The organism is Pseudarthrobacter sulfonivorans (assembly GCF_001484605.1).
GTDB lineage: Bacteria > Actinomycetota > Actinomycetes > Actinomycetales > Micrococcaceae > Arthrobacter > Arthrobacter sulfonivorans_A.
On record NZ_CP013747.1, the window covers coordinates 2,431,110 to 2,453,895 of the forward strand.

Consider the following 22,786-nt stretch of genomic DNA (forward strand, 5'->3'; position numbering starts at 1 on the left):
AATGCATCCGCATGCGGCAAGCAAGGAGACGGTATGGGCGCCACACATCTGCCCTCCACCGAGTTCGATGAGACAGCGGCAGACGACCAACTCGAGGCTGAGGCCGAGGCCCAACTGGGCAGTCCGGCCGAGCCTATGGTGCAGCTGCTGGCGCCTGACGGGACCCTGGGGACGGATCCGGTCTTCTCCGCGTACGCGGAAAAGCTGGACGGTGAAAAGCTGCGTGGCTTCTACGCTGACATGGCCAAGATCCGCCGCTTTGATGTGGAGGCAACCGCACTCCAGCGCCAAGGCCAGCTGGCCCTGTGGGTCCCGCTGACCGGCCAGGAGGCCGCGCAGATCGGCTCCGGGCGGGCCAGCCAGCCGCAGGACTACATCTTCCCCACCTACCGCGAGCACGGCGTGGCGCTGACCCGCAATGTGGACCTGGCGGAGCTCCTGCGCCAGTTCCGCGGGGTTTCGAACGGCGGCTGGAACCCGAAGGACACCAACTTCCATCTCTACACCCTGGTCCTCGCCGCGCAGACGCCGCATGCCGTCGGCTACGCAATGGGGATCCAGCGGGACCAGAAGGCGGCCGCCGCAGTCGCCGCGGATGGGGCGCAGGACCGGCCGGCCGAGCCCAAGGCCGCGGTGATGGTCTACTTCGGTGACGGGGCCAGTTCCGAGGGCGATGTCCACGAATCCATGGTGTTCGCCGCCTCCTACAACGCGCCGGTGGTGTTCTTCTGCCAGAACAACCACTGGGCCATCTCCGTTCCCAGCTCGGTGCAGACCCGCATTCCGCTGTCCAACCGTGCCAAGGGTTACGGTTTCCCGGGAATCCGGGTGGACGGCAACGATGCGATCGCCGTCCACGCCGTGACCGAGTGGGCGCTCGAACATGCCCGCGAGGGCAAGGGGCCCGTGCTGATCGAGGCGTTCACCTACCGCGTCGGTGCGCACACCACGGCTGATGACCCCACCAAGTACCGGGAATCCGCCGAGGAAACCCTCTGGCGGGCCAAGGATCCGCTTGACCGTCTGGAAAAGTACCTCCGTGCCCAGGGGCTGGCCGATGACGCGTTCTTTGACCAGGTCAAGGCCGACGGCGACGAACTCGCCGCCTACGTCCGCAAGACCACCTACGACCTCGAGACCCCGGACATCCGGACCGCCTTCGCCAACACCTATGTCGAGGCCCACCCCCTGGTGGCCGAGGAACTGGCCTGGTTTGAGGAGTACAGCGCAGGCTTCGCCGAAACGCCGGAGCACAACAGCGCTGAACCTGGCAGCCCGGACCCGGATGACGCAGCGACAGGAGTGGCCCGCTGATGACCACCATGACCATAGCCAAGGCCATTAACGAGGGCCTGCGCGCCACCTTGGACAACAATCCGCGGACCCTGCTCATGGGCGAGGACATCGGGGCACTGGGAGGCGTCTACCGCGTCACGGACGGACTCCTCGCGGAGTTCGGTGCCGACCGCGTGGTGGACACGCCGCTCGCCGAGTCCGGCATCATCGGCACGGCCATCGGCCTGGCCCTGCGCGGCTACCTGCCCGTCTGCGAGATCCAGTTCGACGGGTTTGTGTTCCCGGGCTTCAACCAGATCACCACCCAGCTGGCCAAGATGCACGCCCGCAGCAACGGCAACCTCACCGTTCCCGTCGTTGTGCGGATCCCTTACGGCGGAGGCATCGGCTCCATTGAGCACCATTCGGAATCACCGGAGGCGCTGTTCGCCCACACGGCAGGCCTGCGCATCATCACACCGTCCAACGCCCACGACGCCTACTGGATGATCCGGCAGGCCGTGGAGTGCCAGGACCCCGTGATCGTCTTCGAACCGAAGCGCCGCTACTGGCTCAAGGGCGAGGTCGACACCCAGAACCCCGGCGCGTCGGCCGATCCCTTCAAAGCGCATGTGCTCCGCGAGGGCACGGACGCCACAGTGGTGGCCTACGGCCCGCTCGTGCCGGTGGCCCTTGCCGCTGCCGACGCCGCCGCCGAGGACGGCCACAGCATCGAGGTCATCGACCTGCGCTCCATTTCGCCGATCGACTTCGACACCGTCACGGCGTCCGCCAAGAAGACAGGCCGGCTCGTGGTGGCGCATGAGGCACCGACGTTCGGCGGCATCGGCGGCGAGATTGCTGCCCGGATCAGCGAACGTGCGTTCCTCTCACTGGAGGCTCCCGTGATCCGTGTGGGCGGCTTCCACATGCCTTACCCGGTGGCCAAGGTCGAGGAAGACTACCTCCCCGACATCGACCGCATCCTCGAGGCGCTGGACCGCGCCCTGGCCTACTAGGCGCAGGCACCTTCCCCGCTCACGCTTCCCGCTCACGCTTGCCGCGAAAGAGGACACCATGACTCTGAACAAGTTCAACCTGCCCGACGTGGGCGAAGGCCTTACCGAGGCGGAAATCGTCGCCTGGAAGGTCAAGCCGGGGGACACCGTTGCCATCAACGACGTCCTGTGCGAGATCGAGACCGCCAAGTCGCTCGTTGAGCTGCCGTCCCCCTTCGCCGGCACCGTCACCGAACTGCTGGTCCCCGAGGGCGTGACCATCGACGTCGGAACCGCCATCATCAGCGTCTCTGACGCCGTCTCCGGTGACCCGACGCCGGCCGATGTCCCGGCCCCTGAAACTCCCGTCCAGCCCCTCTATGGCAAGCTTCCCGCGGACGACGGCGGCACTTCAGGCAGTGCCCTGGCCGGCGGTCCGCTGGTGGGATCTGGCCCCAAGGCCGACGCCGTCAAGCGCCGTCCCCGGAAGGCGGCACCTGCCGCCCAGGCCGGGTCAGCCCCGGTCCCAGCGATTTCGGCAAGCTCAATCACCGAAAACCCGGTGGTCGAGCCTGTCGAGACCCAGACGAGCTCAACCAGCGGAATGGTCGATAACCGGCCCACTCTCGGCGGAACGATCACAGGCCTCGTGAACCGCGTCCTGGCCAAGCCTCCCGTCCGCAAGATCGCCCGGGATCTGGGGATCGATCTCGCCGATGTGGTGGCCACCGGCTCCCGCGGCGAAGTCACGCGCGAAGACCTGGTCAGCTACCAGTCCCAGCGCGATGCAGAGCTGGACCAGGCCGAGGGCTTCTGGGGCAAGGCAGGTAAGCCCCAGGACCAGCGGATTGAACGGATTCCGGTCAAGGGCGTCCGCAAGGCGACGGCCAAGGCGATGGTGGAGTCGGCTTTCTCCGCGCCGCACGTGAGCATCTTTGTTGATGTTGATGCCAGCCGCACCATGGAATTCGTCAAGCGGCTGAAGGCTTCACGCGACTTTGAGGGAATCAAAGTCTCCCCGCTGCTGATCCTTGCCAAGGCCGTCATCTGGGCCGCCGCCCGGAACCCCAGCGTCAACGCCACATGGGTGGACAACGTGGACGGGACCGACGCCGCCGAGATCCAGGTCAAGCACTACATGAACCTCGGCATCGCTGCAGCCACCCCGCGCGGGCTGATGGTGCCGAACATCAAGGATGCGCAGGACCTGTCGCTCAAGGAGCTGGCGCTGGCCCTGAACAACCTGGCCACCACGGCCCGGGCGGGCAAGACCCAGCCAGCCGAAATGCAGGGCGGAACGCTCACCATCACCAACATCGGTGCGCTTGGCATTGATACCGGAACGCCGATCATCAACCCGGGTGAAGTGGCCATTGTTGCCTTCGGAACCATCAAACAGAAGCCTTGGGTCCTGGACGGAGAGGTCATCCCGCGCTGGATCACCACCCTCGGCGGGTCCTTTGACCACCGGGTGGTGGACGGGGACCTGTCCGCCCGCTTTATGGCCGACGTCGCCGCGATCCTTGAGGAGCCAGCGCTCCTGCTGGACTAGGACGCCGGGAGTCAGAACATCAACACCGTGAACCAAACCGCCATTCAGTCCAGGAACCGGGCAGCCAGATGGCTGACAGAGGTATTCCAACCACCGGTGGTGGTGACGCTTCAGCTCCTGGTCAGCCCTGTGGTCGAGGCCGGATTCCCAGGCACCATCGGCTATGGAGCCTTGGCTGCGCTGTTTGTGTGCGTACTGCCGCTCGTTGTACTCCTGGGGCTCGTAAGGCTGGGCAAGGTCACGGACCACCACGTCAGCAACCGCAAACAGCGGGCACCCGTGCTGCTCATGGCACTGGCGTCCGTGGCCGCCGGCCTGGTGGTGCTGCAAGCCGCCGGTGCGCCGCGAAGCGTGATGGTCATGGTGCTGGCCATAGTCGGCGGCATCGTTGTGCTGGCCGCCGTGAGCCCCTTCTGGAAGATCAGCGGCCACGCGGCGGCGGTGTCGTCGGCGGCAGTTATTTCCGTCCTGATGCTTGGTCCGGCCTGGCTGCCGTTACTCCTGCTGGTTCCCGCCGTCGGCTGGTCCCGGGTGGTGCTCCGCGCACACACCCTGGCGCAGGTGGTGGCCGGATCGCTGTTCGGCGGGATAGTGATGGCCGGCCTGTGGTGGCTTTTGCGCGGCTGGCTCCTCTAGCGGAAGCCTGGCGTCAGTAGCCGTAGGCGGAGTAGGCCGTCATCATCTCGACCATCTCGGGATTACCCGCCATGGCGCCAGCCAAGGCAGGCAATGTGGCGAACATCAGGCCGCCCAGAACCAGGGCAATGCCTGAGAGGGCCGCGAAGAATTTCCAGTCGCCGCGCAGCACGCTCTCCAGGGTCTCCGGCAGGAGCAGCCCCGGCGCGATGAGGTTGGGGGCGCTGTCCACGGAGCCGTCATCCAGCAGCGCAATGACGCGGCCGTTGCCGCGGTCCACCCGCATGGAGCAGATGTGGTTGCCGTGGCGGGCCAGGAGGATGTCGTGGCCTACAAGTTGGCGGCGCTGAAGAGTAAGCAAGGGGGCCCCTTTGGCTGGAGTGGAGAGTGGTTGTCCGCTCCGTTGAGGGCACTTCCATTTTATCGCCTGCCCGGTGCCGAAACCGGCTTTAAGGGGGTGAGAACAGACACCATGCACCGCTGCGGTGCGGCTGGTGCATGGTGTGCCGTTGCCAGTTAGTCGGCGTCGTAGGTGTTGGCGATATAGACGTCGCAGGTGGCGTTGTGGGCCACGCTGTTGGCCACGCTTCCCAGGACCCGGCCAATGCCGCGCATCCGCCGGTTGCCCACCACGATCATCTTGGCGTCCAGGCGCTCGGCTTCCTTGATGAGCGCTTCGGCAGGCTTGCCGCGGGCCGCCGAGTAGGTCACCTTGATGGAACCGGCCAGGGACTCGGCCACTGTCTTGGCAACATGCTCGGCACCGTCGGCGTCGGAAACGATCCACTGGTCGCTGCCAGAGCCGAAGATCTCGGTACGGTCGCTGTCGAAGGCTGAGACGACGTGCAGCGAGGCGCCCACGGCGGCGGCGAGATCCCGGGCCGATTCGGCGGCCTTCTTGGCGGTGCCGCTGCCGTCAACGCCAACAACAATAATTCCGCTCATGCTTTGTACTCCTCTTTCAGTTTCACTCTTGGCCACACTCAGTCCGGCCAACGTTACAGCGCTCCAAGGGCTTCGCGCAGTACCGGGGCCAAACGGCGGACACCTTCCTTGATGGCGTCGGGCGGCACCGCGCTGAACGCCAGCCGCAGCTTATTGGACGGCGAATCGGACGGTGTGAAGGCAGCCCCGGGGATAAAGACCACGCCGGCGTCGATCGCCTTCTGCAGCAGGGGATAGGTATCCACGCCTGCCGGCAGCGTGACCCAGACGAAGAAGCCGCCTTCCGGGCTGGTCCAGCTGGTGCCGGCTGGCATGTGTTCGTCCAGGGCGGCCAGCATCGCCGTGCATCGTTCGGCGTAGAGTCCGCGGTAGGTCTCGATCTGGCCCTTCCAGTCATAGTCGCTGAGGTAGGCGGACACCAGCATCTGGTTCAGCGTCGGAGGGCATAGCGTGACAGATTCGGATGCCAGGTAGTAGCGCCGCTGGAGGTGCTCCGGGACCAATGCCCAGCCGATGCGAAGACCAGGGGCGAAGATCTTGGAGAACGATCCCATGTAGATGACATCGGCGGGGTTGGCCGCGCGGAGCGGTTCCAGCGGTGTCCCGTTGTACCGGAGGAGCCCATACGGGTTGTCTTCCAGCACGAGAATATTCGCCTTCCGGCATATATCAACAACCCGCTGGCGGCGTTCCCCGGCCAGGGTGATTCCTGAGGGGTTGTTGAAGTTGGGGATGGTGTAGAGGAACTTAATGTTCTTCCCAGCTGTCTGGAGGGCGGCGATCCGGGCCTCCAACAGCTCAGGCACCAGGCCGTCGTCGTCCATCTCCACGGTGGCCACCTCCACCTGGTAGGCCTCAAACGTATTGAGGGCGCCTACATACGTGGGGTTCTCCACCAGCACCACGTCCCCCGGGTTGCAGAAGACCTTGGTGGCTACATCCTGGGCCGACTGGGAGCCCGCGGTGATCACCACATTCCGCGGGAGCGCGTCCAGAATTCCTTCAGCCGCCATCACCTCGCAGATCTGTGTGCGCAGTTCTTCCGTGCCCTGCCCGCCGCCGTACTGCAGAGCCGTGAGCCCTTCGTTGGCGATGATGCTTGCCGCCGTGGCGGCCAGCCGCTCAAGCGGAAGGGATTGCAGGTACGGACTGCCCCCGGCAAGGGACACCAGACCGGGGCGCATCGAAATGTCAAAAACGTCCCGCACTGCTGACTGCTTAATGTTGGCTGCGCGCTCCGAAAAAAGCGCCTCGTGGGGATGGGCGGCGCGGTGGGCGGACGTGGCCGCGCGCTCGATGGCATCAATGGCTTCGGCCGGTAACTGCACTTCGCCGGCATCAAGTGTTTCGTGGCTCACATCCTCAGGATACAGCCGGCAGTTGCCGATAAGGCAACATCTGTTGATCAATTGCGCTACTTGAGGCGTAGTGCGTCGGCGAGCCTCACGCCGTTGACGTAGACCTCGGCGCGGATGGCGCCCACCGAGGCGACGGCAGTCTGCGTGAGTTGGGCCTCGATGCGCGGGATGTCGCACACCCCCGCCGGACGGATCGAGCCGGACAGGTAGACCGTTACGGCCGTGCCGTCGAAGGTGCCGGACAGGAACGTGAGGGTTGAGCCGGACAGGGAGTTGTACAGGCCGGGGGCAGGTTCTGCGGCGCTGTCCAGCAGGGCGCGCATGGCATTGGCCAACGGCTCCGTGGAGCCGGCCACGGTGCGGCGGTCGCCGGCCAGGCTGTCGTTGCAGCCAAAGCGCACACCTCCGGCCCCGCCGTCCTCGAGCAGCACGTAGTAGACAGTCACCGTCTGGGATCCGCCGGACTGGCCAGGGGCCGGCTGGGGCGGGGGCGGCGCCGAAGGCTCGGGGGCCGGCGAGGGGCTTGCTCCCATGGGCGTAGTTGAACCGGGAGCCGCACCGACTCCGGGCGAAGCCGTTCCGGACGAGGGAGTGGTGCCGGAGCTCTGCTCGGGTGTTCCGGGCGTCCCGCCTGAGGCGTGGCCCGAGGGCTCGGGGGGTGAAGCGTCGGACGGGCCGGTGGTTTCGGCGGGCGCAGCGGTGACCGGCGGAGGTGCCTGCGGCTGGGGAATTGGAACCAAGGGCGGGTGGGCGCGGTCAGAGTGTTCAATGGTGGTTGCGCCGGGCGCGACGCTGCTCCCGGCAGACGGGTTGGGGTTGGGGGCGCAGCATCCCAGCCACAGCGGAAGCGTAAGTGCTGCCGCCGTCGCCATCAGCTTTCCGGCGCTCCGCCTGCCTGCCATGTCCGCACCGCGTTCCATCCCCGAATGCTTTCCGTGCATTAAACGTTACGGCGGTCCATCAGCCCTGAAAATGCCCGCGAGGTACCGGTTGGAACAAGACTTGGTCACACGTACGGGCGTGAGCGCCGGTCCGCTCACGGTGCGATAACAAATGCCCCGGCCACCTTGCGGTGCCCGGGGCTTTTGGTTGCTTGGCGCTGCTGCGTGCGGCTGCCTTACGCTGCCGGCTGGGCGACGGCGAGTGCGTCGAAGACGCCCTTGATCTGCTCCACTACCTCGGCATCGTCCTTCGGGTGCAGCTCGGCAAAGCGGACCATGGAGCCCGGGACGGCGAGCTTGACGTCCTCAAGCACCTGGGCGCCGGCAATGCCCACTGCCTTGCGGGCTTCGTCCTGTGCCCACACGCCACCGAACTGGCCAAATGCGGTACCGACGACGGCGGTGGGCTTGCCGGAGAGGGCGCCGGCACCGAAGGGGCGGGACAGCCAGTCGATGGCGTTCTTCAGCGATGCGGGCACGGTGCCGTTGTGCTCCGGGGTCACGAGGAGAATGGTGTCGGCGTCGTTGGCTGCTGCGCGGAGGGCGGCGGCCGCGGCGGGAACCTGGCCCTCGACGTCGATGTCCTCGTTGTAGAACGGGATGTTGCCCAGGCTTTCGTGGATGACCACGTCAACCTGCTCGGGAGCGTTCAGCTGGATTGCTTCGGCGAGCTTCTGGTTGGTGGATTCGGCGCGGAGGCTGCCAACAAGGGTAAGGACGGTGCTCTTCTTCGACATACGGACTCCTTTAGTGGGCCGCGGCGGGACCGCTGGCCGGTGGAAGGGTGGAGGCTTGGTGCCTTCATGGACTAAACGGACCGTAGTCCGATTATTATTCCCGGGTCTAGGATATGGACTGTGAGCTTTATCCCGCTGCTGCCCGGTTCGCTCTCCGGCCCGCCCGCTGAGCGCAGTGATGCTGCCCGGAACCGTGAGCGGCTGTTGGGCGCGGCGCGGGAGCTGATTGCCGAGTGTGGCCCGGACGCCCTGACCATGGACAGGCTGGCCGAGCGGGCCGGCGTGGGCAAGGGCACCGTCTTCCGCCGATTCGGCAGCCGCGCCGGGCTGATGATGACGTTGCTGAGCGATTCCGAGGCCGCATTCCAGGCCCGCTTTATGTTCGGCCCGCCGCCCTTGGGGCCGGGCGCCCCGGGCCTGGAGCGGCTGATCGCCTTCGGTGCGGAGCGGATCGCGTATGTGATGGAGCATGGGGACCTTGCGAGGGCCGCCGAGGCTTCGGCCCGCAGCCGGTACGAGGTCCCGGCAGCCAAGCTGTGGCAGCGCCACATCGAGCTCCTCCTCCGGGAGGAGGGCATGGATGCGGATCCGCTGCTGATGGCCATGTCCCTGACCGCAACACTGGATCCGGACCGGCTCCTGCACGCCGTCCGCGTCCACGGCCTGGCGCCCGAGCGGCTGACGGACTCCTGGCGGGAACTTGTTACGCGGGTGGTCCGCGGGCGGTAGAGTACGCCTGAATCCAGTGGCTCGTCCAGTCATATCAATTCCACTGAATTATTCATAACAATCTGATACGGAGCGCACGGATTCCGCTCAGGTGCCCGCATTTCCGACGCTACTCTGTGGTAGTTTCCTCTGGAATGTGACCCGCAACATAGTCCACCCGGACTTACTCTGCGCTGGTCGCGGGAGGCCGGCCACACGCTGGTGGAGACCCGGTGGCGGCGAGACCCGTTGCTGGCGGGGAAATCGGAAGGATCTGGAACGTGGATGTAGTGAAGGCAGGAAGTCCGTTGCCAGCCCAGGACGATCCCTTGCAGGGTTCTTCCAGAATCCCGGCGGCAACGATCCTGAAGTAGCTGCCACATGATCAGGTACCTCGCCAAGCGCGGCATCACCTACGTCTTCATGATTTTCCTGACCACGTCAGCCGGCTATTTCCTGGCGGTCAGCTCCCTCAAGCCAGCCCTCCTCGAACAGGAACGGATTCCCCGTCCCACCCCCGAGCAGGTCGCCAATTCCATGCGTCTGAAGGGTCTGGATCCGGACCTCAGCCCATGGGAGCGCTACGTTGAGTGGCTCACCGGGATCGTGACCCGCTGGGACTGGGGACGCAGCCCCAACGGCGCCTTCATCAACGCTGAATTCGGGGACCGTGTGTGGATCTCCACCCGGCTCTTCCTCGCATCCATCATCCTGACGCTGGTCATCGGCGTCGCCCTCGGGGTCTACTCGGCGGCCCGGCAGTACAAGTTCCAGGACCGCGTGATCACGTCCTATAGCTACCTCGCATACATCGTGCCCGCCCCCATTGCCTACTTCCTGGTCCAGCTTGGTGCCATCAACATCAACGAGACCGTCGGGGAGCGCATCTTCTTCGTGACGGGCATCTCCACTCCGGGCATGCAGCCCGGGTGGGCGCAGTTTGTGGACATGGTGGGCCACTATGCAGTTCCAACGATCGCCATCACCCTCGTCGGCTGGGGTTCGTACCAGATCGCGCAGCGCCAGTACTTGCTGGATAACGTCAATGCGGACTTCGTCCGGACGGCACGGGCCAAGGGGCTCACCCGGAACCAGGCCATCACCCGGCACGCCCTCCGGGTTTCTTTCATCCCGGTCGCCCAAAGCATCGCCTTCACTATCCCGGCCATCTTCGCCGGCGGCTTCTTCGCCGAGAAGATCTTCGCCTGGCCCGGAGTGGGGTCCTGGAGCATTGACGCCATCTCGCTGCAGGACGTGAATGCGGCCACGGCCACCCTCGCCTACGGCTCGGTCATCTTCGCCCTGGGCGCCATCCTCGCCGACTTCGCCACCACGCTTGTTGACCCGAGAGTGAGGGTGCAGTAGCCATGACCAACCTCAACGCCGTTGATCCGGCAGCCGTGGCGCAGGACGCGCACCTCGAAACCGATGTGGTGATCGCCAAGTCCACCATCATTTTCCGCCGCTTCATGCGGAACAAGACTGCCGTCGCCGGGCTGGCGGTTTTCCTGGGCCTCACCATCTTCTCCTTCGTCGGCGGGTACTTCACTCCTTGGGACAAGGAGACCATCGACCCGTTCAATATCGGCATGCCGCCTTCCGGCGACCACTTCCTCGGCACGTCGCAGGCCGGCATCGACCTCTACGCCATGACTGTCGAAGGCACCAGGATCTCCATCCTGATCGGTCTGATCGTGGGCCTCGTGTCCGTCCTGGTCGCCGCGGTATATGGCTGCACCATGGCCTATTTCGGCGGAAAAGTGGACAAGGTGATGCTCTTCGTCCTGGAGGCCCTCATCATGATGCCCGCCCTGCTGGTGGTGGCAGTGGCCACCAGCGGCGGAGGGGACGGCCTGAAGAAGAACCTCCCCAGCTGGCTCCTGCTGATCATCGTGCTCCTGGTGTTCAGCTGGATGGGGACCGCGCGGCTTATCCGCTCTATGTCCATGTCGCTGATGCAGCGGGACTTCGTCAAGGCGGCCCAGTACATGGGCGTCCCGCCCCGGCGCATCGTGTGGCGGCACCTGGTCCCCAACATCGGGTCGCTGCTGGTCCTGGACATCACCCGCGGCGTCACCGGGGCCATCCTGGCCGAAGTGGCGTTCTCCTTCATCGGCATCGGCATCAAGGTGCCGGATGTTAGCCTCGGCGTGCTGATTGGCGGCGCCACGTCCCAGGTCCAGACCTTCCCGTGGATGTTCTGGGTCCCGCTCACCGTGATGTTCCTGCTTACGGGGTCCCTGGCCATGATGAACGATGGCCTTCGCGACGCCTTCGACCCGAGCTCCAGTTCGGTTGGCCGGGCCAAAAAGAACAGCGCAGAGAAGAAGAGCAAATGAGCACCTTCCTTGAGCCGGCTGACCCGGCCTCCACAGCCGCTGAGCAGCTCCACATCGCCGGTCTCCACTCGCCGTCGGACGCTGTCCTGTCCGTCAGGGACCTGAACGTCAGCTTCAACTCCGAAAACGGGGCTGTGCATGCCGTCCGGGGCGTCAACTTCGACCTGATGCCCGGCAAAACGCTGGGAATCGTGGGGGAGTCCGGGTCCGGCAAATCGGTAACATCGCTGGCCATCATGGGCCTGCTGCCCGCCACCGCCGAGATCTCCGGTTCGGTCAGGCTCAAGGGCAAGGAACTGCTGGGCCTCAGCGACAAAGCCATGTGTGCGTACCGCGGCAACGACATCGCCATGGTGTTCCAGGACCCGCTGTCCTCCCTCACGCCGGTGTACACGGTGGGCACCCAGATCACCGAGGCCCTCACCATCCACAACCCCGGCATGAGCAAGGCGGCGAAGGAAACCCGCGCCGTCGAACTCCTGGCAATGGTGGGCATTCCCAGCCCCCGGAACAGGCTCAGGGCTTTTCCGCACGAGTTCTCCGGCGGCATGCGCCAGCGCGTGATGATCGCCATCGCCATCGCCAACAACCCGCGCGTGCTGATCGCGGATGAGCCGACGACGGCCCTGGACGTCACCATCCAGGCCCAGGTGCTTGAGGTGCTGCATACGGCGCAGGAGGAAACGGGCGCCGCCGTCGTGATGATCACGCACGATCTGGGCGTGGTGGCGGGCATCGCCGACGACATCATGGTGATGTACGCCGGCAAGCCGGTGGAAACCGGCAGCGTGGATGACATCTACTACGATCCCCGGATGCCCTACACGATGGGCCTGCTCGGGGCGGTGCCACGCGTGGACGTCGCGGAGAAATCCTCGCTGGTCCCCATCGACGGCATCCCGCCGAACCTCCTGCACACCCCCACCGGTTGCTCCTTCGCGCCGCGGTGCCCGCTGGTGACCGATGCCTGCCTGGACGGCGAGCCCTCTTTGAGCCCGGTTCCGGGAACTGGTTACCACCAGGCAGCCTGCATCAAATCCGGTTCCCTCGGCGGGGACGTGGATGTCCACGAGATCTTTTCCGCCCCGCCGGTCCCGGTCTCGCGCTTTGACCTCATCCCCCGCGGGGAGCGCTCAACCGTGCTGGAACTCAGGGATGTCCGTAAGCACTTTCCGCTGACCAAGGGTGCCCTGCTCAAGCGGCGCATCGGCACCGTGAAGGCCGTGGACGGCCTGAGCTTCGACATCCGCGAAGGTGAGTGCTTCTCCATTGTGGGCGAGTCCGGTTCGGGCAAAACCACCACCCTGCTGGAAATCATGGAGTTCCACAAGGACCAGGACGGCGAGGTGATCATCGGCGGCATCAGCAACAAGCAGGCCGCCGACGCCAAGACCAAAAGCGCCATGCGCCGGGAAATGCAGATGGTTTTCCAGGATCCCACCGGCGCCCTGGACCCCCGCTTCACCGTCTACGAGGTTCTGGCCGAGCCGCTCCAGAACGCCGGCATGGATAAGCGGGCCATCAAAAAACGCATCATGGAACTGATGAATCTGGTGGGCCTGCAGCCGGACCACGTCAACCGGTTCCCCAACCAGTTCTCCGGCGGACAGCGGCAGCGCGTGGGCATCGCCCGGGCACTGGCCGTGAACCCCAAACTGGTGGTCCTGGACGAGCCCGTGTCCGCGCTGGATGTCTCGGTCCAGGCCGGCGTCATCAACCTCCTGGACAAGCTCCGCGCGGAGCTGGGCCTGAGCTACCTCATGGTGGCCCACGATCTGTCCGTGGTCCGCCACATCTCCAACCGGGTGGCGGTGATGTACCTGGGCAAGATTGTGGAGATCGGGGAGGTGGACCGGGTTTTCGATAACCCACGCCACCCGTATACCCGCGCGCTGCTGTCCGCGATCCCTGTCCCGGACCCGCAGTTCGAGCGCACTCGGGAGCGGATCATCCTTCAAGGCGACCTGCCTTCTCCGTTGGATGCCCCGAAAGGCTGCAACTTCGCCACCCGCTGCCCCGTCTTCGCGGCGCTTCCCGCTGCGAAACAGGAGCATTGCCTGGCACTGGAGCCCCCGCTCGAGGCCGTGCAGCCTTCCGCTGCCGTGGAGATTTTGGAGGCCGGCCCGGCGCCTACACCGGATCAGCAGTTCGCCTGCTTCTTCCCGGATGGTGAACTGGACGAGCACATGCTGGTGGTCCACGAAACGGCGGAACCCCATGCACCCTAGATTTTTTCGACCCATCACAAGCACCACCCGCACCTATGAAGGGAAAACCATGAGGAATCTGACCAAGATCGGCGGCGCAGCGGCCATTGCCGCAGCCCTGGCGCTGACGGCCTGCGGCGGTGGCGGAACACCCACCGGACCGGAAACCGCCAAGGGGCAGGGAACGGGCAGTGACCTGGCCAAGCTCATCAGCATCAACGAGAAGCCGGCCGCTGATCTTGAGCCTGGTGGCAAGGTCACCCTGCCGCTGGGCAGCATCGGGCCGGATTTCAACGGGTTCTCCAACAACGGCAACAGCTCGGACAACTCCGCGATGATGGCCCCGATCAACCCGGTGGCCGTGAACAGTGGCGGCATCGGCGGTTGCTGGAAGGTCGACTTCGTCGGCAAGGCAACGCCGAACAAGGACTTCTGCGAGTCGGTGGAGAGCAAGGTTGTGGACGGCAAGCAGACCGTCACCATCAAGGTCAACGACAAGGCCACGTACAACGACGGCACCCCGATCGACATCAAGGCCTTCCAGAACACCTGGAACATCCTGAAGAGTCCGGATGCCGGCTACGACATTGTGAGCTCGGGGGCCTATGAATTCGTTGAGTCCGTCGAGGCTGGCAGCAGCGACAAAGAAATCATCGTCAAGACCACCCAGCCGGTTTACCCCGTGGATTCGCTCTTCTTCGGCCTGATCCACCCGGCCGTGAACACGCCTGCGATCTTCAACGAAGGCTTCGTGGGCGAAATGCATCCGGAATGGATGGCCGGCCCCTTCAAGGTGGACCAGTACGACGCCGCAGCCAAGACCGTCACCATGGTTCCCAACGACAAGTGGTGGGGCACCAAGCCGGTCCTGGAAAGCGTCGTCTTCCGCCAGCTGGAAACCAGCGCACAGATCGCTGCTTTCAAGAACGGCGAGATCGATGCCATGTCCGCCAACACCATCGCCCTGTACAAGCAGCTTGAGGGCACCAAGGACTCCGAGGTCCGCCGTGGCCAGCGCCTCTTCGCCGGTGGCATGAACATCAATGCCCAGAAGATCACCGACGTCGCCGTTCGCGAGGCCATCTTCGCCGCTGTTGACCGCGAAGCCCTCCGCAAGGTCCGCTTCAATGGCCTGAACTGGGAAGAGCCCAGCTCCGGTTCCATGATGGTCCTGCCGTTCTCGGACTACTACCAGGACAACTACCCTGTGAAGGAAACCGGCGCGGACGTTGCCAAGAAGGTCCTGACCGACGCTGGCTACGCGCCGAACGCCGCCGGAATCATGGAGAAGGACGGCAAGCCCGCCGCCTTCAAGATCAGCAACTTCGGTGACGACCCCACCACCCTCGCCTTCACCCAGACCCTGCAGAAGCAGCTCCAGGCCGGCGGCATGGATGTTGGTATTGACCAGCGTGCCTCCGCCGACTTCGGCAAGGTCATCGGCGGCCGCGACTTCGACATGAGCGTCTCCGGCTACACCGTTGGCCCGGATTCCACCGATGCCGTCAAGCAGTACTACGACTCCAAGGTCAACGAAAACGGTCTTGGCGATGCCGAGCTGGACAAGAAGATCGCCGATCTCGCCTCCATCGAGGACAACGCCGAGCGCAACAAGGCAGCCATGGAAGTTGAAAAGGAGCACATGGCCAAGTACTTCTCCATGGGTGTTGTGATGAACGGCCCGCAGATCTCCTTCGTCCGCACCGGCCTGGCCAACTACGGCCCGTCCCTGTTCCAGAGCCTCTCCCAGGTTCCGGACTGGTCCACCCTGGGCTGGATCAAGAAGTAACACCCTCCCTGCAACGCTCTCTCACTTAACGCAGGGTTTTCGCCAACGCTCTCTCACTTCCGGCCAGTCATCCGCGGGAGGTGAGAGAGCGTTTGGCTTTAATGCACATTAAGCCTGTATGCCCCTTGCGGGGCGCCCGTTCCGGGCTGAAAATGTGCCTGTGGTCGCCTGCCGACGCCGTAGTCACTATGGTTCTTTCAGTCCGTCATTAAGCCGGGCGCCGGGGATCACGCCGTGGGCCCTTCACTGTTTCCTTTTACCGAGAACGAGGACTAGATTCCGATTTTTCCCGGTGATCCCCGCGGGCGGCCGCTTCGATAATCAGAAGTTCCGCTCTGTGAGGAGATGAGCAGTAGCCATGCTGGCTGAAACCCAGGATGAGGATCAGATCATTGCCAGAGTCGCCGCGATCGACATTGGCAAGGCCGAACTCGTGTGTTGTGTCCGGGTCCCCGCGGAAGGGGACCGGAGGAAACGGTTGCAGGAGGTGTCCACGCACTCCACGATGACGCGGTCGTTGATGGAGCTGGCCAACCATCTCGTGGACCTCCGGATCGAGCGGGTCGTGATGGAGGCGACTTCGGACTATTGGAAGCCGGTGTTTTACCTCCTGGAGGCGCACGGGCTCGAGCCGTGGCTGGTCAACGCCCGCGACGTGAAGCATCTGCCGGGCCGGCCGAAGACGGACGTGCTCGATTCCGTGTGGCTGTGCAAGGTCGCCGAGCGGCAGATGCTGCGGCCCAGTTTCGTCCCGCCTGCCCCGATCCGCCGGCTGCGGGACCTGACCCGGTACCGCGCTGATCTGGTCGGAACCCGGACCGCGGAGAAGAACCGGGTCGAAAAACTCCTCGAGGACGCGTGCATCAAGCTCTCCGTCGTCGCTTCGGATATTTTCGGGGTGTCCGGGCGGGAAATGATGGCGGCGCTCATCGCCGGCGAACGGAACCCGAGTAGGCTCGCGCAGCTGGCCCGGACCCGGATGCGGGGGGAAGATCAGCGAACTTGAGGAGGCCTTCACCGGCCAATTTGATGACCACCACGCCTTCCTGCTGGCCCGGATGCTGGCAAGGATCGACGGCATCGATGCCGATATCGCCGCGGTCGATGAACAGATCGAGGGGCAGTTGGCCCCTTTCGCGGCGGCAGCGGAACGCCTGGATGAGATCCCGGGCATCGGCCCCGTCGCTGCTGCCGCTATTATCGCCGAAATCGGGGTAGACATGACCCGGTTCCCGACCGCGGGGCACCTGTGTTCCTGGGCGAAGTTCTCCCCGGGCATCAACTCCTCCGCGGGGAAGACCAAGGGAAACGGCTCGACCGGACACGGCAACCGCTATCTCGCCCGGGTCCTGGGCGAGGCCGCCGTCGGGGCCAGCAAAACTCACACCTTTCTGGGCGAACGCCACCAGAGGATCGCGCGGCGGCGGGGCAAGAAACGCGCTATCGTCGCCACCGGACGTTCCATCCTCGTGATCATCTGGCACCTGCTCCAAGACCCGGACGCCCGGTTCAACGACCTCGGCCCCGACTACTTCAGCCGCCGCACCGACCCCGAGAGCAGAAAACGAGGCCACATCCGCCAGCTCGAAGCCCTCGGCTACACCGTCACCCTCGCACCCGCAGCCTGACCCTACCCCGTCTTCATACCAACACCAACACCCGCCAGACCACGACGGAGTGCACCACAGTGCGCACCGACCGCGGTCACGTCCCCTCCATTTTCGGACTAGTGAGAGAGCGTGCGGGTACCGTTTCCCCTATGACCTGGACTGAACCCGAACACCGTATCCGCACCGCCGTCGTCGGCTATGGACTCTCAGGGAGCGTTTTCCACGCGCCGCTCATCGCGGCGGATCCCCGCTACGCGCTGGACGTGATCGCGACGTCCGACGCCGGCCGGCAGGCCGCCGCGACGCAGCGGTACACCGGCACCAAAACAGTGCCCGACGGCGATGCGGTCCTTGCGCTCGCCAGTGACCTTGATCTTGTGGTGCTGGGGACCCCGCCGGCCACTCACTTCCCGCTGGCGAAGGCCGCCCTGGAGGCCGGGCTGGATGTCGTGGTGGACAAGCCTTTCGCGGTCCGATCTGCCGAGGGGCAGGAACTGATCGCCCTCGCGGAGCGGCTGGGCCGGGTGCTCACGGTCTTCCAGAACCGGCGTTGGGACGGCGATTTCCTCACGGTCCGGAAATTGCTGGCCGGCGAAGCACTGGGCAGCGTGACCCGCTTTGAGTCCAGCTTCGAGCGCTGGTCCCCGGACATCTCCAAGGCGTGGAAAGCCAGCGCCACGGCGGCGGACGGCGGCGGCGTGCTGTTCGACCTGGGCACGCACCTTATCGACCAGGCGCTTTTGCTTTTCGGTCCAGCCGCCGTGGCCCACGCGGAACTGCAGGCGCGGCGTCCGCACGAGAAGGTGGACGATGACGTTTTCCTGGTGCTCAACCACGACTCCGGGGTGACCAGCCACCTGAGCATGAACATGCTTTGCGCCCAGCAGGGCCCGCGCTTCCGCATTCTCGGAGCCACTGGCGCGTTCACCAAGCACGGGATCGACCCTCAGGAACCGTACATCGTTGCCGGCGGCAGCCCGCTGGACACTGAGTACGGCATTGAGGCACCGGAATGGGCAGGATCCCTGGGCCGCGACGGCCACCTCGATCCGCTGCCCACGGAACGAGGTGCCTACCCCGAGTTCTACCGGCTCCTGGCAGCCAAGATCGACGACGGCGGAACCGCCTCCGCGCTGCCCCTCCCGGTAGACCCGGCAGACGCCGTCGAGGTGCTGAAGATTATCGAATCAGCCCGGGCCTCCGAAACCGCCGGCTCTTGAAATTGCGTGAGGTGAGTCACTAATGTCACTTGTTGCGGGTGATACCGAATTGTTGGGCAGGTGTAGCCCGGAAGGATCCGAGGCAAACAGCCGTCAGGATCGTGATCGATTGACTCTTGCCAGCGGCACCTGCGATCGCGTGGTGCCCGCCGGCAGAATTGGAGCAACACCATGCAAAGATTCACCAAGCTTGTGGCGCCAATCGGGGCATTCGCCCTCGCCATTGGCCTTTCGACCGCCGCGGCTCCTGCGGCGTTATCGGCCAATGGACAGCCTGCCAAAACCGGAATGCAGGCAAATGCCCAAGCGGGAACCCAAACCTACATCGTCCTGTACAAGGCCAACGGGGTTTCCGGCAGGTCGCTTGCGGCTGTGCGGGACGCTGGCGGCACCGTGGTGCAGGCCTATCCGCAGATCGGTGTGGCTATCGTGAAGTCAGACCGAGGCGGCTTCGATGCGGCCCTGCGCGCGGCAGACTCTTCCGTTAAGGGGGCCGCTTCCACAGCAGGCTTCGCCGTGGCTGTCGAAGACGACAACTCCGGTGCGGCTGTGGCGGCCATAGCACCCGGCACCCCGGCACCCGGTGACGACAACCTGGCCGCGCTCCAATGGGATATGGACCAGATCCAGGCCCCGGCGGCGGCGCGCGCCATCAACGGCGGCAGCGCCTCGGTGGTGGTGGGCGACATCGACACCGGACTGGACTACACGCACCCGGACCTGGCTCTGAATGTTGACTTCTCCAAGAGCGTTTCCTGCGTTGGCGGCGTCCCGGACCAGACCCCGGCGGCCTGGATGGATAACAACGGCCACGGCACCCACACGGCCGGCACCATTGCCGCCGCGAAGAACGGCATCGGCATGGTGGGCGTTGCGCCCAACGTAAAGATTGCAGGGATCAAGGCCGGCAATGATGACGGCTTCTTCTTCCCCGAGGCCGTGGTCTGCGCCTTCATGTGGGCAGGATCGAACGGTATCCAGGTCACCAACAACAGCTACTTTGCCGATCCCTGGCTCTTCAACTGCAAGAATGACCCCACCCAGCGGGCCATCTGGGAAGCCGAGCGCCGGGCCATCAAGTTTGCCCAGCAAAACGGCACCACAATTGTGGCCTCGGCAGGCAATCAGTCAGACGACCTGGCTCATCCCACCCAGGATGTCACCAGCCCGGATAACACCACCCCGGTCACGCGCGACATCACCAACGCCTGCGCCGTGGTTCCGGTGGAAGTTCCCGGCGTGATCGGCGTGAGCGCCAACGGCAACAAGCTGATCAAGTCGTTCTACTCCAGCTACGGTGTGGGCGCCGTCAGCGTGATCGCGCCTGGTGGAGACTCGATCCTGCAGCAGACGGCGGCCGCCATTAACGGCCGCGTGCTCTCCGCTTGGCCGTCCGCCGCACCGTGCGCCAGCAGGGTGATCGACTCGAGCGGCGCCACGTACTGCTACCTGCAAGGCACATCGATGGCCGGACCTCACGTTGCCGGTGTCGCGGCGCTGGTGGTCAGCACCGGAGTCAGCAACCCGGGCACCGTGGCATCGCGGATCAACACCACCGCCGACAAGATGGACTGCCCGGCTGACATGAGTGTGTACGCCCCGTTCCCTGCAACGGACAACGGCGCACCTCAGGTGTGCCAGGGCGGTGCCGGCTACAACGGGTTCAACGGCCACGGCCAGGTGAACGCTCTCCGCGCGATCGGCGGCTAACCCTGTCGAAGTCCGCCGGATTGGCAGTCATCCAACGCGTGCTGCTCCTTCGTCGCTTTGACGCACGCTTACTGGATGGCTGCCAATCCGGCGATAAGTGCGCAGCGATTCCCGCGGTCGTTCTCGCACCATGGGGAGAGTTACGCGGAAACCAGCTCGTGCCAGTCCGAAACGAGGGGCAGGTTGTGCGCCTCGGAGACCGAGCGGTGAGCAACCTTTCCGCCGGCGATGTTGAGGCCGGCGGCGAGGGACGGGTCGCGGTCGAAGGCGGCCTTGACGCCCAGGTTGGCCAGGGCCACGGCGTAGCGCAGGGTGACGTTGGTCAGCGCGTAGGTGGAGGTGTTGGGTACGGCGCCCGGCATGTTGGCAACGCAGTAGAAGATCGTGTTGTGGACCTTGTACGTCGGTTCCTGGTGTGTGGTGGGGTGCGTGTCCTCGAAGCAGCCACCCTGGTCCACCGCGATGTCCACGAGCACGGAGCCGGGCTTCATGCGGGACACGAGTTCGTTGCTGACCAGCTTGGGGGCCTTGGCGCCGGGGATCAGGACGGAGCCGATGACGAGGTCGGCGTCGACGACGGACTTCTCGATCTCGTAGGAGTTGGAGGCAACTGTCTTGAGTCGGCCCTGGTACTGGGCGTCGAGCTCGCGGAGGCGGTTGATGTTGATGTCCAGGATGGTGACGTCGGCGCCCAGGCCCAGGGCCATCGCGGCGGCATTGGTGCCGGCAACACCGGCGCCCAGGACAACCACCTTGGCCGGGCGGACGCCCGGTACGCCGCCGAGCAACACGCCCTTGCCGCCGGCGGGTGCCATCAGGGAGGTGGCCCCGACCTGCACGGACAAACGGCCGGCAACCTCGGACATGGGGGCCAGCAGCGGCAGCGTGCGGCCTTCCTGCACGGTCTCGTAGGCGATGGCGGTGACGCCGGAGTTGATGAGCGCTTGCGTGAGCTCCGGTTCGGCGGCGAGGTGGAGGTACGTGAAGAGGATCATGCCCTTGCGGAAGCGGTGGTACTCGGCCTTGATGGGTTCCTTGACCTTCATGACCATGTCGGCCCGGCCCCAGACGTCGTCGGCTTCGGCAACGATTTCGGCGCCGGCGATCGCGTATTCCTCGTCCGTGATCCCTGAGCCCAAGCCTGCGCCGCGCTCTACCAGGACCGTGTGGCCGTGGGTGCGGAACTCGTGAACGCCAGCAGCGGTGATGGCGACGCGGAATTCGTTGTTCTTGATCTCTTTGGGGACACCGATGATCATTTGTGGCTCCATATTCTCGGGCCGGGTAGGCCCGAAATTGCGGGGGAAGTTGTGATTCCAGAATAAATCCGGTTGTGACCCAACTGACAGGAAAGCAGGGTTCGGGGCGCGTAAGCTCCCCGTGATTCCGGGAATTTCTGCTTTCGTGGGTCGACAAATGTTCAGCGTCAGGGCGTCAGGTGTCGCCTGCTGTTCGTTCGCCGGGATGCCTGCCGGAGCAGTAGGGTTACCCCATGCAGCAGGACGTGGAACAACTGGTGGAGCAGGTGGCGCAGAAGCTTGGCCGGGGGCTGTCGCTGGAGGACCTGGACGGCCTGCTGCTCGCTTACAGCTCCAACCAGTCCCACGCGGACCGGGTCCGGGTGAACTTTTTGTTGAGCAAGCGGGTCCCGGCCGATGTCAGCGCCTGGCAGCTTTCCCATGGCATCGCCACGGCGGTCCGCCCGGTAGCGATTCCCGCCAACCAGGAGCTCGGGATGCTGGGCCGGGTGTGCGTCCCCTTGATGGTGCGCGGTTTCCGCGTCGGCTACCTCTGGGTGCAGCAGGACTCGGCAGAGGAAAGTCCGACGGCGATCCTCTCCCAGTTGCCGGACGTGACCCCGGAGATCGAGCTGCTTTCCGGCCTGCTGCTGGACTCCAACACCGCCGAGTCCGAGTTTCGGCGGGGCCGCGAACGCGAGTTCCTGGCCGCCTGTTCCGGCGAGGCCAACGCGGTGGCCGCCGTGGCGGGCTGGAAGGAAATCCAGGGCAAGGGGCCGTGGCAGATGGTCACGGTGCTCGACGCCGATGGCTGGGCCGGCGGCCCGGATCCCATCGCTTCCACGCTGATCCACCGTTCAGCCGCCCTGCAGGCCACGGTGGGGGTGGACGTGGCGCTGTTCAGCGCCGGCACGGAAACCCATTCGGTGGTGCTGTTCCGTGAGTCGGTGGGCCGGGCCAACCATGCCCAGGTGCTGGTCCACTACCAGCTGGAGCTGGCCAAACGCTCGGGCCGGCCGGTGCACCGGATCATCCTGGGCATCAGTGAGGGTTTTGCCAAGCCGCGCGAGCTTGCCGAGGCCTACCGGCAGTCCCGGCTGGCGGCGCAGGCGGCGGCTGTGGACCCCCAGCTCGGCGAGCTGGTGGACTGCCGTGCCACCGGGGTGTACCAGCTGCTGGCATCGGCGGGCGGGGGAGCCGGCGCCTGGGCTGACTCCGGGTCCGTCTATGTGCGGACGCTGGAGGACCACGACCGTAACGATGAGCTTCTCCCTGTACTTGAGCTCATCTATGACAACGACGGCTCGGTCCAGGACGTGGCCACCAAACTCCACCTGCACCGCAGCAGCATCTACAACCGGCTGGGCCGCATCCGGCAGCTCCTGGGCGTGGACCCGCTGAAGGGGATGCCCCGGCTGGAACTCCACGCTGCACTGAAGATGCGGCGCTGGGCGGCGCGCCCGCGGATCTAGCTCGCGCGCCGGGACTCAACACCCGGGACCCGCCCACCCCTGAGCCAGCTC

The 22,786-nt window shown here is 65.2% G+C and carries 20 protein-coding genes; 14 read left to right on the plus strand and 6 right to left on the minus strand.

Translation table 11 applies throughout. The features are described 5' to 3' along the window. Positions 1-33 precede the first annotated feature (33 nt). From AU252_RS10880 to AU252_RS10895, 4 genes are read left to right on the plus strand one after another with little or no spacing between them, the layout of a single operon-like run. Entirely contained in the window at positions 34-1,314 is a 1,281-nt protein-coding gene (locus tag AU252_RS10880; RefSeq protein WP_058930725.1) for a thiamine pyrophosphate-dependent dehydrogenase E1 component subunit alpha, read from the plus strand. Then, a complete protein-coding gene (locus tag AU252_RS10885) occupies positions 1,314-2,294 on the plus strand; it encodes an alpha-ketoacid dehydrogenase subunit beta (RefSeq protein ID WP_058930726.1) in 981 nt (326 codons plus the stop codon). The genes AU252_RS10880 and AU252_RS10885 overlap by 1 nt, the downstream gene beginning before the upstream one ends. Before the next feature lie 58 nt (positions 2,295-2,352). Continuing rightward, positions 2,353-3,825 (plus strand): dihydrolipoamide acetyltransferase family protein, encoded by a 1,473-nt coding sequence (locus AU252_RS10890; protein ID WP_058930727.1) that lies wholly within the window; start codon positions 2,353-2,355, stop codon positions 3,823-3,825. A 27-nt stretch (positions 3,826-3,852) separates the two neighbouring features. Beyond that, positions 3,853-4,461 carry a phosphatase PAP2 family protein gene (locus AU252_RS10895; protein WP_430929479.1) on the plus strand — a complete coding sequence of 203 codons (609 nt, stop codon included), beginning with the start codon at positions 3,853-3,855 and terminating at the stop codon, positions 4,459-4,461. Positions 4,462-4,474: 13 nt separating this feature from the next. Here the strand turns inward: AU252_RS10895 and AU252_RS10900 are convergent, their stop codons facing one another. From AU252_RS10900 to AU252_RS10920, 5 genes are all read right to left on the minus strand, one after another. Further along, positions 4,475-4,822 (minus strand): hypothetical protein, encoded by a 348-nt coding sequence (locus tag AU252_RS10900; RefSeq protein WP_058930728.1) that lies wholly within the window; start codon positions 4,820-4,822, stop codon positions 4,475-4,477. A gap of 155 nt (positions 4,823-4,977) precedes the next feature. Continuing rightward, a complete protein-coding gene (locus AU252_RS10905) occupies positions 4,978-5,406 on the minus strand; it encodes a universal stress protein (protein WP_058930729.1) in 429 nt (142 codons plus the stop codon). A gap of 53 nt (positions 5,407-5,459) precedes the next feature. Continuing rightward, positions 5,460-6,764 carry a PLP-dependent aminotransferase family protein gene (locus AU252_RS10910; RefSeq protein WP_058930730.1) on the minus strand — a complete coding sequence of 435 codons (1,305 nt, stop codon included), beginning with the start codon at positions 6,762-6,764 and terminating at the stop codon, positions 5,460-5,462. 56 nt (positions 6,765-6,820) lie between these two features. After that, positions 6,821-7,684 carry a GerMN domain-containing protein gene (locus AU252_RS24535; RefSeq protein WP_240484377.1) on the minus strand — a complete coding sequence of 288 codons (864 nt, stop codon included), beginning with the start codon at positions 7,682-7,684 and terminating at the stop codon, positions 6,821-6,823. A gap of 197 nt (positions 7,685-7,881) precedes the next feature. Then, complete coding sequence (locus AU252_RS10920) at positions 7,882-8,442, minus strand: NAD(P)H-dependent oxidoreductase (protein ID WP_058930731.1); 561 nt, start codon at positions 8,440-8,442, stop codon at positions 7,882-7,884. A 120-nt stretch (positions 8,443-8,562) separates the two neighbouring features. Between AU252_RS10920 and AU252_RS10925 the strand changes: the two genes are divergently transcribed. From AU252_RS10925 to AU252_RS10960, 9 genes are all read left to right on the plus strand, one after another. Beyond that, on the plus strand, positions 8,563-9,171 hold the full coding sequence (locus tag AU252_RS10925) for a TetR/AcrR family transcriptional regulator (RefSeq protein ID WP_058930732.1): 609 nt from the start codon (positions 8,563-8,565) through the stop codon (positions 9,169-9,171). Between the two features lie 360 nt (positions 9,172-9,531). Continuing rightward, entirely contained in the window at positions 9,532-10,515 is a 984-nt protein-coding gene (locus AU252_RS10930) for an ABC transporter permease (RefSeq protein ID WP_058930733.1), read from the plus strand. 2 nt (positions 10,516-10,517) lie between these two features. Next, entirely contained in the window at positions 10,518-11,489 is a 972-nt protein-coding gene (locus AU252_RS10935) for an ABC transporter permease (RefSeq protein WP_058930734.1), read from the plus strand. Continuing rightward, positions 11,486-13,717: a dipeptide ABC transporter ATP-binding protein gene (locus tag AU252_RS10940; protein ID WP_058930735.1), complete on the plus strand. Its 2,232-nt coding sequence runs from the start codon at positions 11,486-11,488 to the stop codon at positions 13,715-13,717. Before AU252_RS10935 ends, AU252_RS10940 begins: the two co-directional genes overlap by 4 nt. Positions 13,718-13,766: 49 nt before the next feature. After that, positions 13,767-15,485, plus strand: coding sequence for an ABC transporter family substrate-binding protein (locus AU252_RS10945; protein ID WP_058930736.1), 1,719 nt, complete (start codon positions 13,767-13,769; stop codon positions 15,483-15,485). A gap of 358 nt (positions 15,486-15,843) precedes the next feature. Next, on the plus strand, positions 15,844-16,491 hold the full coding sequence (locus AU252_RS24540; RefSeq protein WP_240484378.1) for an IS110 family transposase: 648 nt from the start codon (positions 15,844-15,846) through the stop codon (positions 16,489-16,491). Between the two features lie 52 nt (positions 16,492-16,543). Next, the gene (locus AU252_RS24545) at positions 16,544-17,113 is read left to right on the plus strand and encodes a transposase (RefSeq protein ID WP_240484379.1); all 570 of its coding nucleotides are present in this window, start codon (positions 16,544-16,546) and stop codon (positions 17,111-17,113) included. A 131-nt stretch (positions 17,114-17,244) separates the two neighbouring features. Then, positions 17,245-18,315, plus strand: a complete 1,071-nt coding sequence (locus tag AU252_RS10955) for a Gfo/Idh/MocA family protein (RefSeq protein ID WP_058930737.1) — start codon at positions 17,245-17,247, stop codon at positions 18,313-18,315. A 171-nt stretch (positions 18,316-18,486) separates the two neighbouring features. Next, positions 18,487-20,025, plus strand: coding sequence for a S8 family peptidase (locus tag AU252_RS10960; RefSeq protein ID WP_058930738.1), 1,539 nt, complete (start codon positions 18,487-18,489; stop codon positions 20,023-20,025). A gap of 140 nt (positions 20,026-20,165) precedes the next feature. Here AU252_RS10960 and ald read toward each other — a convergent pair whose 3' ends face one another. Then, positions 20,166-21,284, minus strand: a complete 1,119-nt coding sequence (gene ald, locus AU252_RS10965; RefSeq protein WP_058930739.1) for an alanine dehydrogenase — start codon at positions 21,282-21,284, stop codon at positions 20,166-20,168. Between the two features lie 233 nt (positions 21,285-21,517). Here ald and AU252_RS10970 point away from each other — a divergent pair, with 233 nt between their 5' ends. Further along, positions 21,518-22,735, plus strand: a complete 1,218-nt coding sequence (locus AU252_RS10970) for a PucR family transcriptional regulator (protein WP_058930740.1) — start codon at positions 21,518-21,520, stop codon at positions 22,733-22,735. The last annotated feature ends 51 nt before the right edge of the window (positions 22,736-22,786 follow it).

What these genes read in the sequence shown, in the direction of transcription:
- AU252_RS10940 (WP_058930735.1), top strand. Translation starts at nt 11,486, where the DNA reads ATGAGCACCTTCCTTGAGCCGGCTGACCCGGCCTCCACAGCCGCTGAG.
- AU252_RS10935 (WP_058930734.1), top strand. Translation starts at nt 10,518, where the DNA reads ATGACCAACCTCAACGCCGTTGATCCGGCAGCCGTGGCGCAGGACGCG.
- AU252_RS10955 (WP_058930737.1), top strand. Translation starts at nt 17,245, where the DNA reads ATGACCTGGACTGAACCCGAACACCGTATCCGCACCGCCGTCGTCGGC.
- AU252_RS24540 (WP_240484378.1), top strand. Translation starts at nt 15,844, where the DNA reads ATGCTGGCTGAAACCCAGGATGAGGATCAGATCATTGCCAGAGTCGCC.
- AU252_RS10970 (WP_058930740.1), top strand. Translation starts at nt 21,518, where the DNA reads ATGCAGCAGGACGTGGAACAACTGGTGGAGCAGGTGGCGCAGAAGCTT.
- ald (WP_058930739.1), bottom strand. Translation starts at nt 21,284, where the DNA reads ATGATCATCGGTGTCCCCAAAGAGATCAAGAACAACGAATTCCGCGTC.
- AU252_RS10920 (WP_058930731.1), bottom strand. Translation starts at nt 8,442, where the DNA reads ATGTCGAAGAAGAGCACCGTCCTTACCCTTGTTGGCAGCCTCCGCGCC.
- AU252_RS10890 (WP_058930727.1), top strand. Translation starts at nt 2,353, where the DNA reads ATGACTCTGAACAAGTTCAACCTGCCCGACGTGGGCGAAGGCCTTACC.
- AU252_RS24545 (WP_240484379.1), top strand. Translation starts at nt 16,544, where the DNA reads ATGCTGGCAAGGATCGACGGCATCGATGCCGATATCGCCGCGGTCGAT.
- AU252_RS10905 (WP_058930729.1), bottom strand. Translation starts at nt 5,406, where the DNA reads ATGAGCGGAATTATTGTTGTTGGCGTTGACGGCAGCGGCACCGCCAAG.
- AU252_RS24535 (WP_240484377.1), bottom strand. Translation starts at nt 7,684, where the DNA reads ATGGAACGCGGTGCGGACATGGCAGGCAGGCGGAGCGCCGGAAAGCTG.
- AU252_RS10960 (WP_058930738.1), top strand. Translation starts at nt 18,487, where the DNA reads ATGCAAAGATTCACCAAGCTTGTGGCGCCAATCGGGGCATTCGCCCTC.
- AU252_RS10930 (WP_058930733.1), top strand. Translation starts at nt 9,532, where the DNA reads ATGATCAGGTACCTCGCCAAGCGCGGCATCACCTACGTCTTCATGATT.
- AU252_RS10880 (WP_058930725.1), top strand. Translation starts at nt 34, where the DNA reads ATGGGCGCCACACATCTGCCCTCCACCGAGTTCGATGAGACAGCGGCA.
- AU252_RS10885 (WP_058930726.1), top strand. Translation starts at nt 1,314, where the DNA reads ATGACCACCATGACCATAGCCAAGGCCATTAACGAGGGCCTGCGCGCC.
- AU252_RS10945 (WP_058930736.1), top strand. Translation starts at nt 13,767, where the DNA reads ATGAGGAATCTGACCAAGATCGGCGGCGCAGCGGCCATTGCCGCAGCC.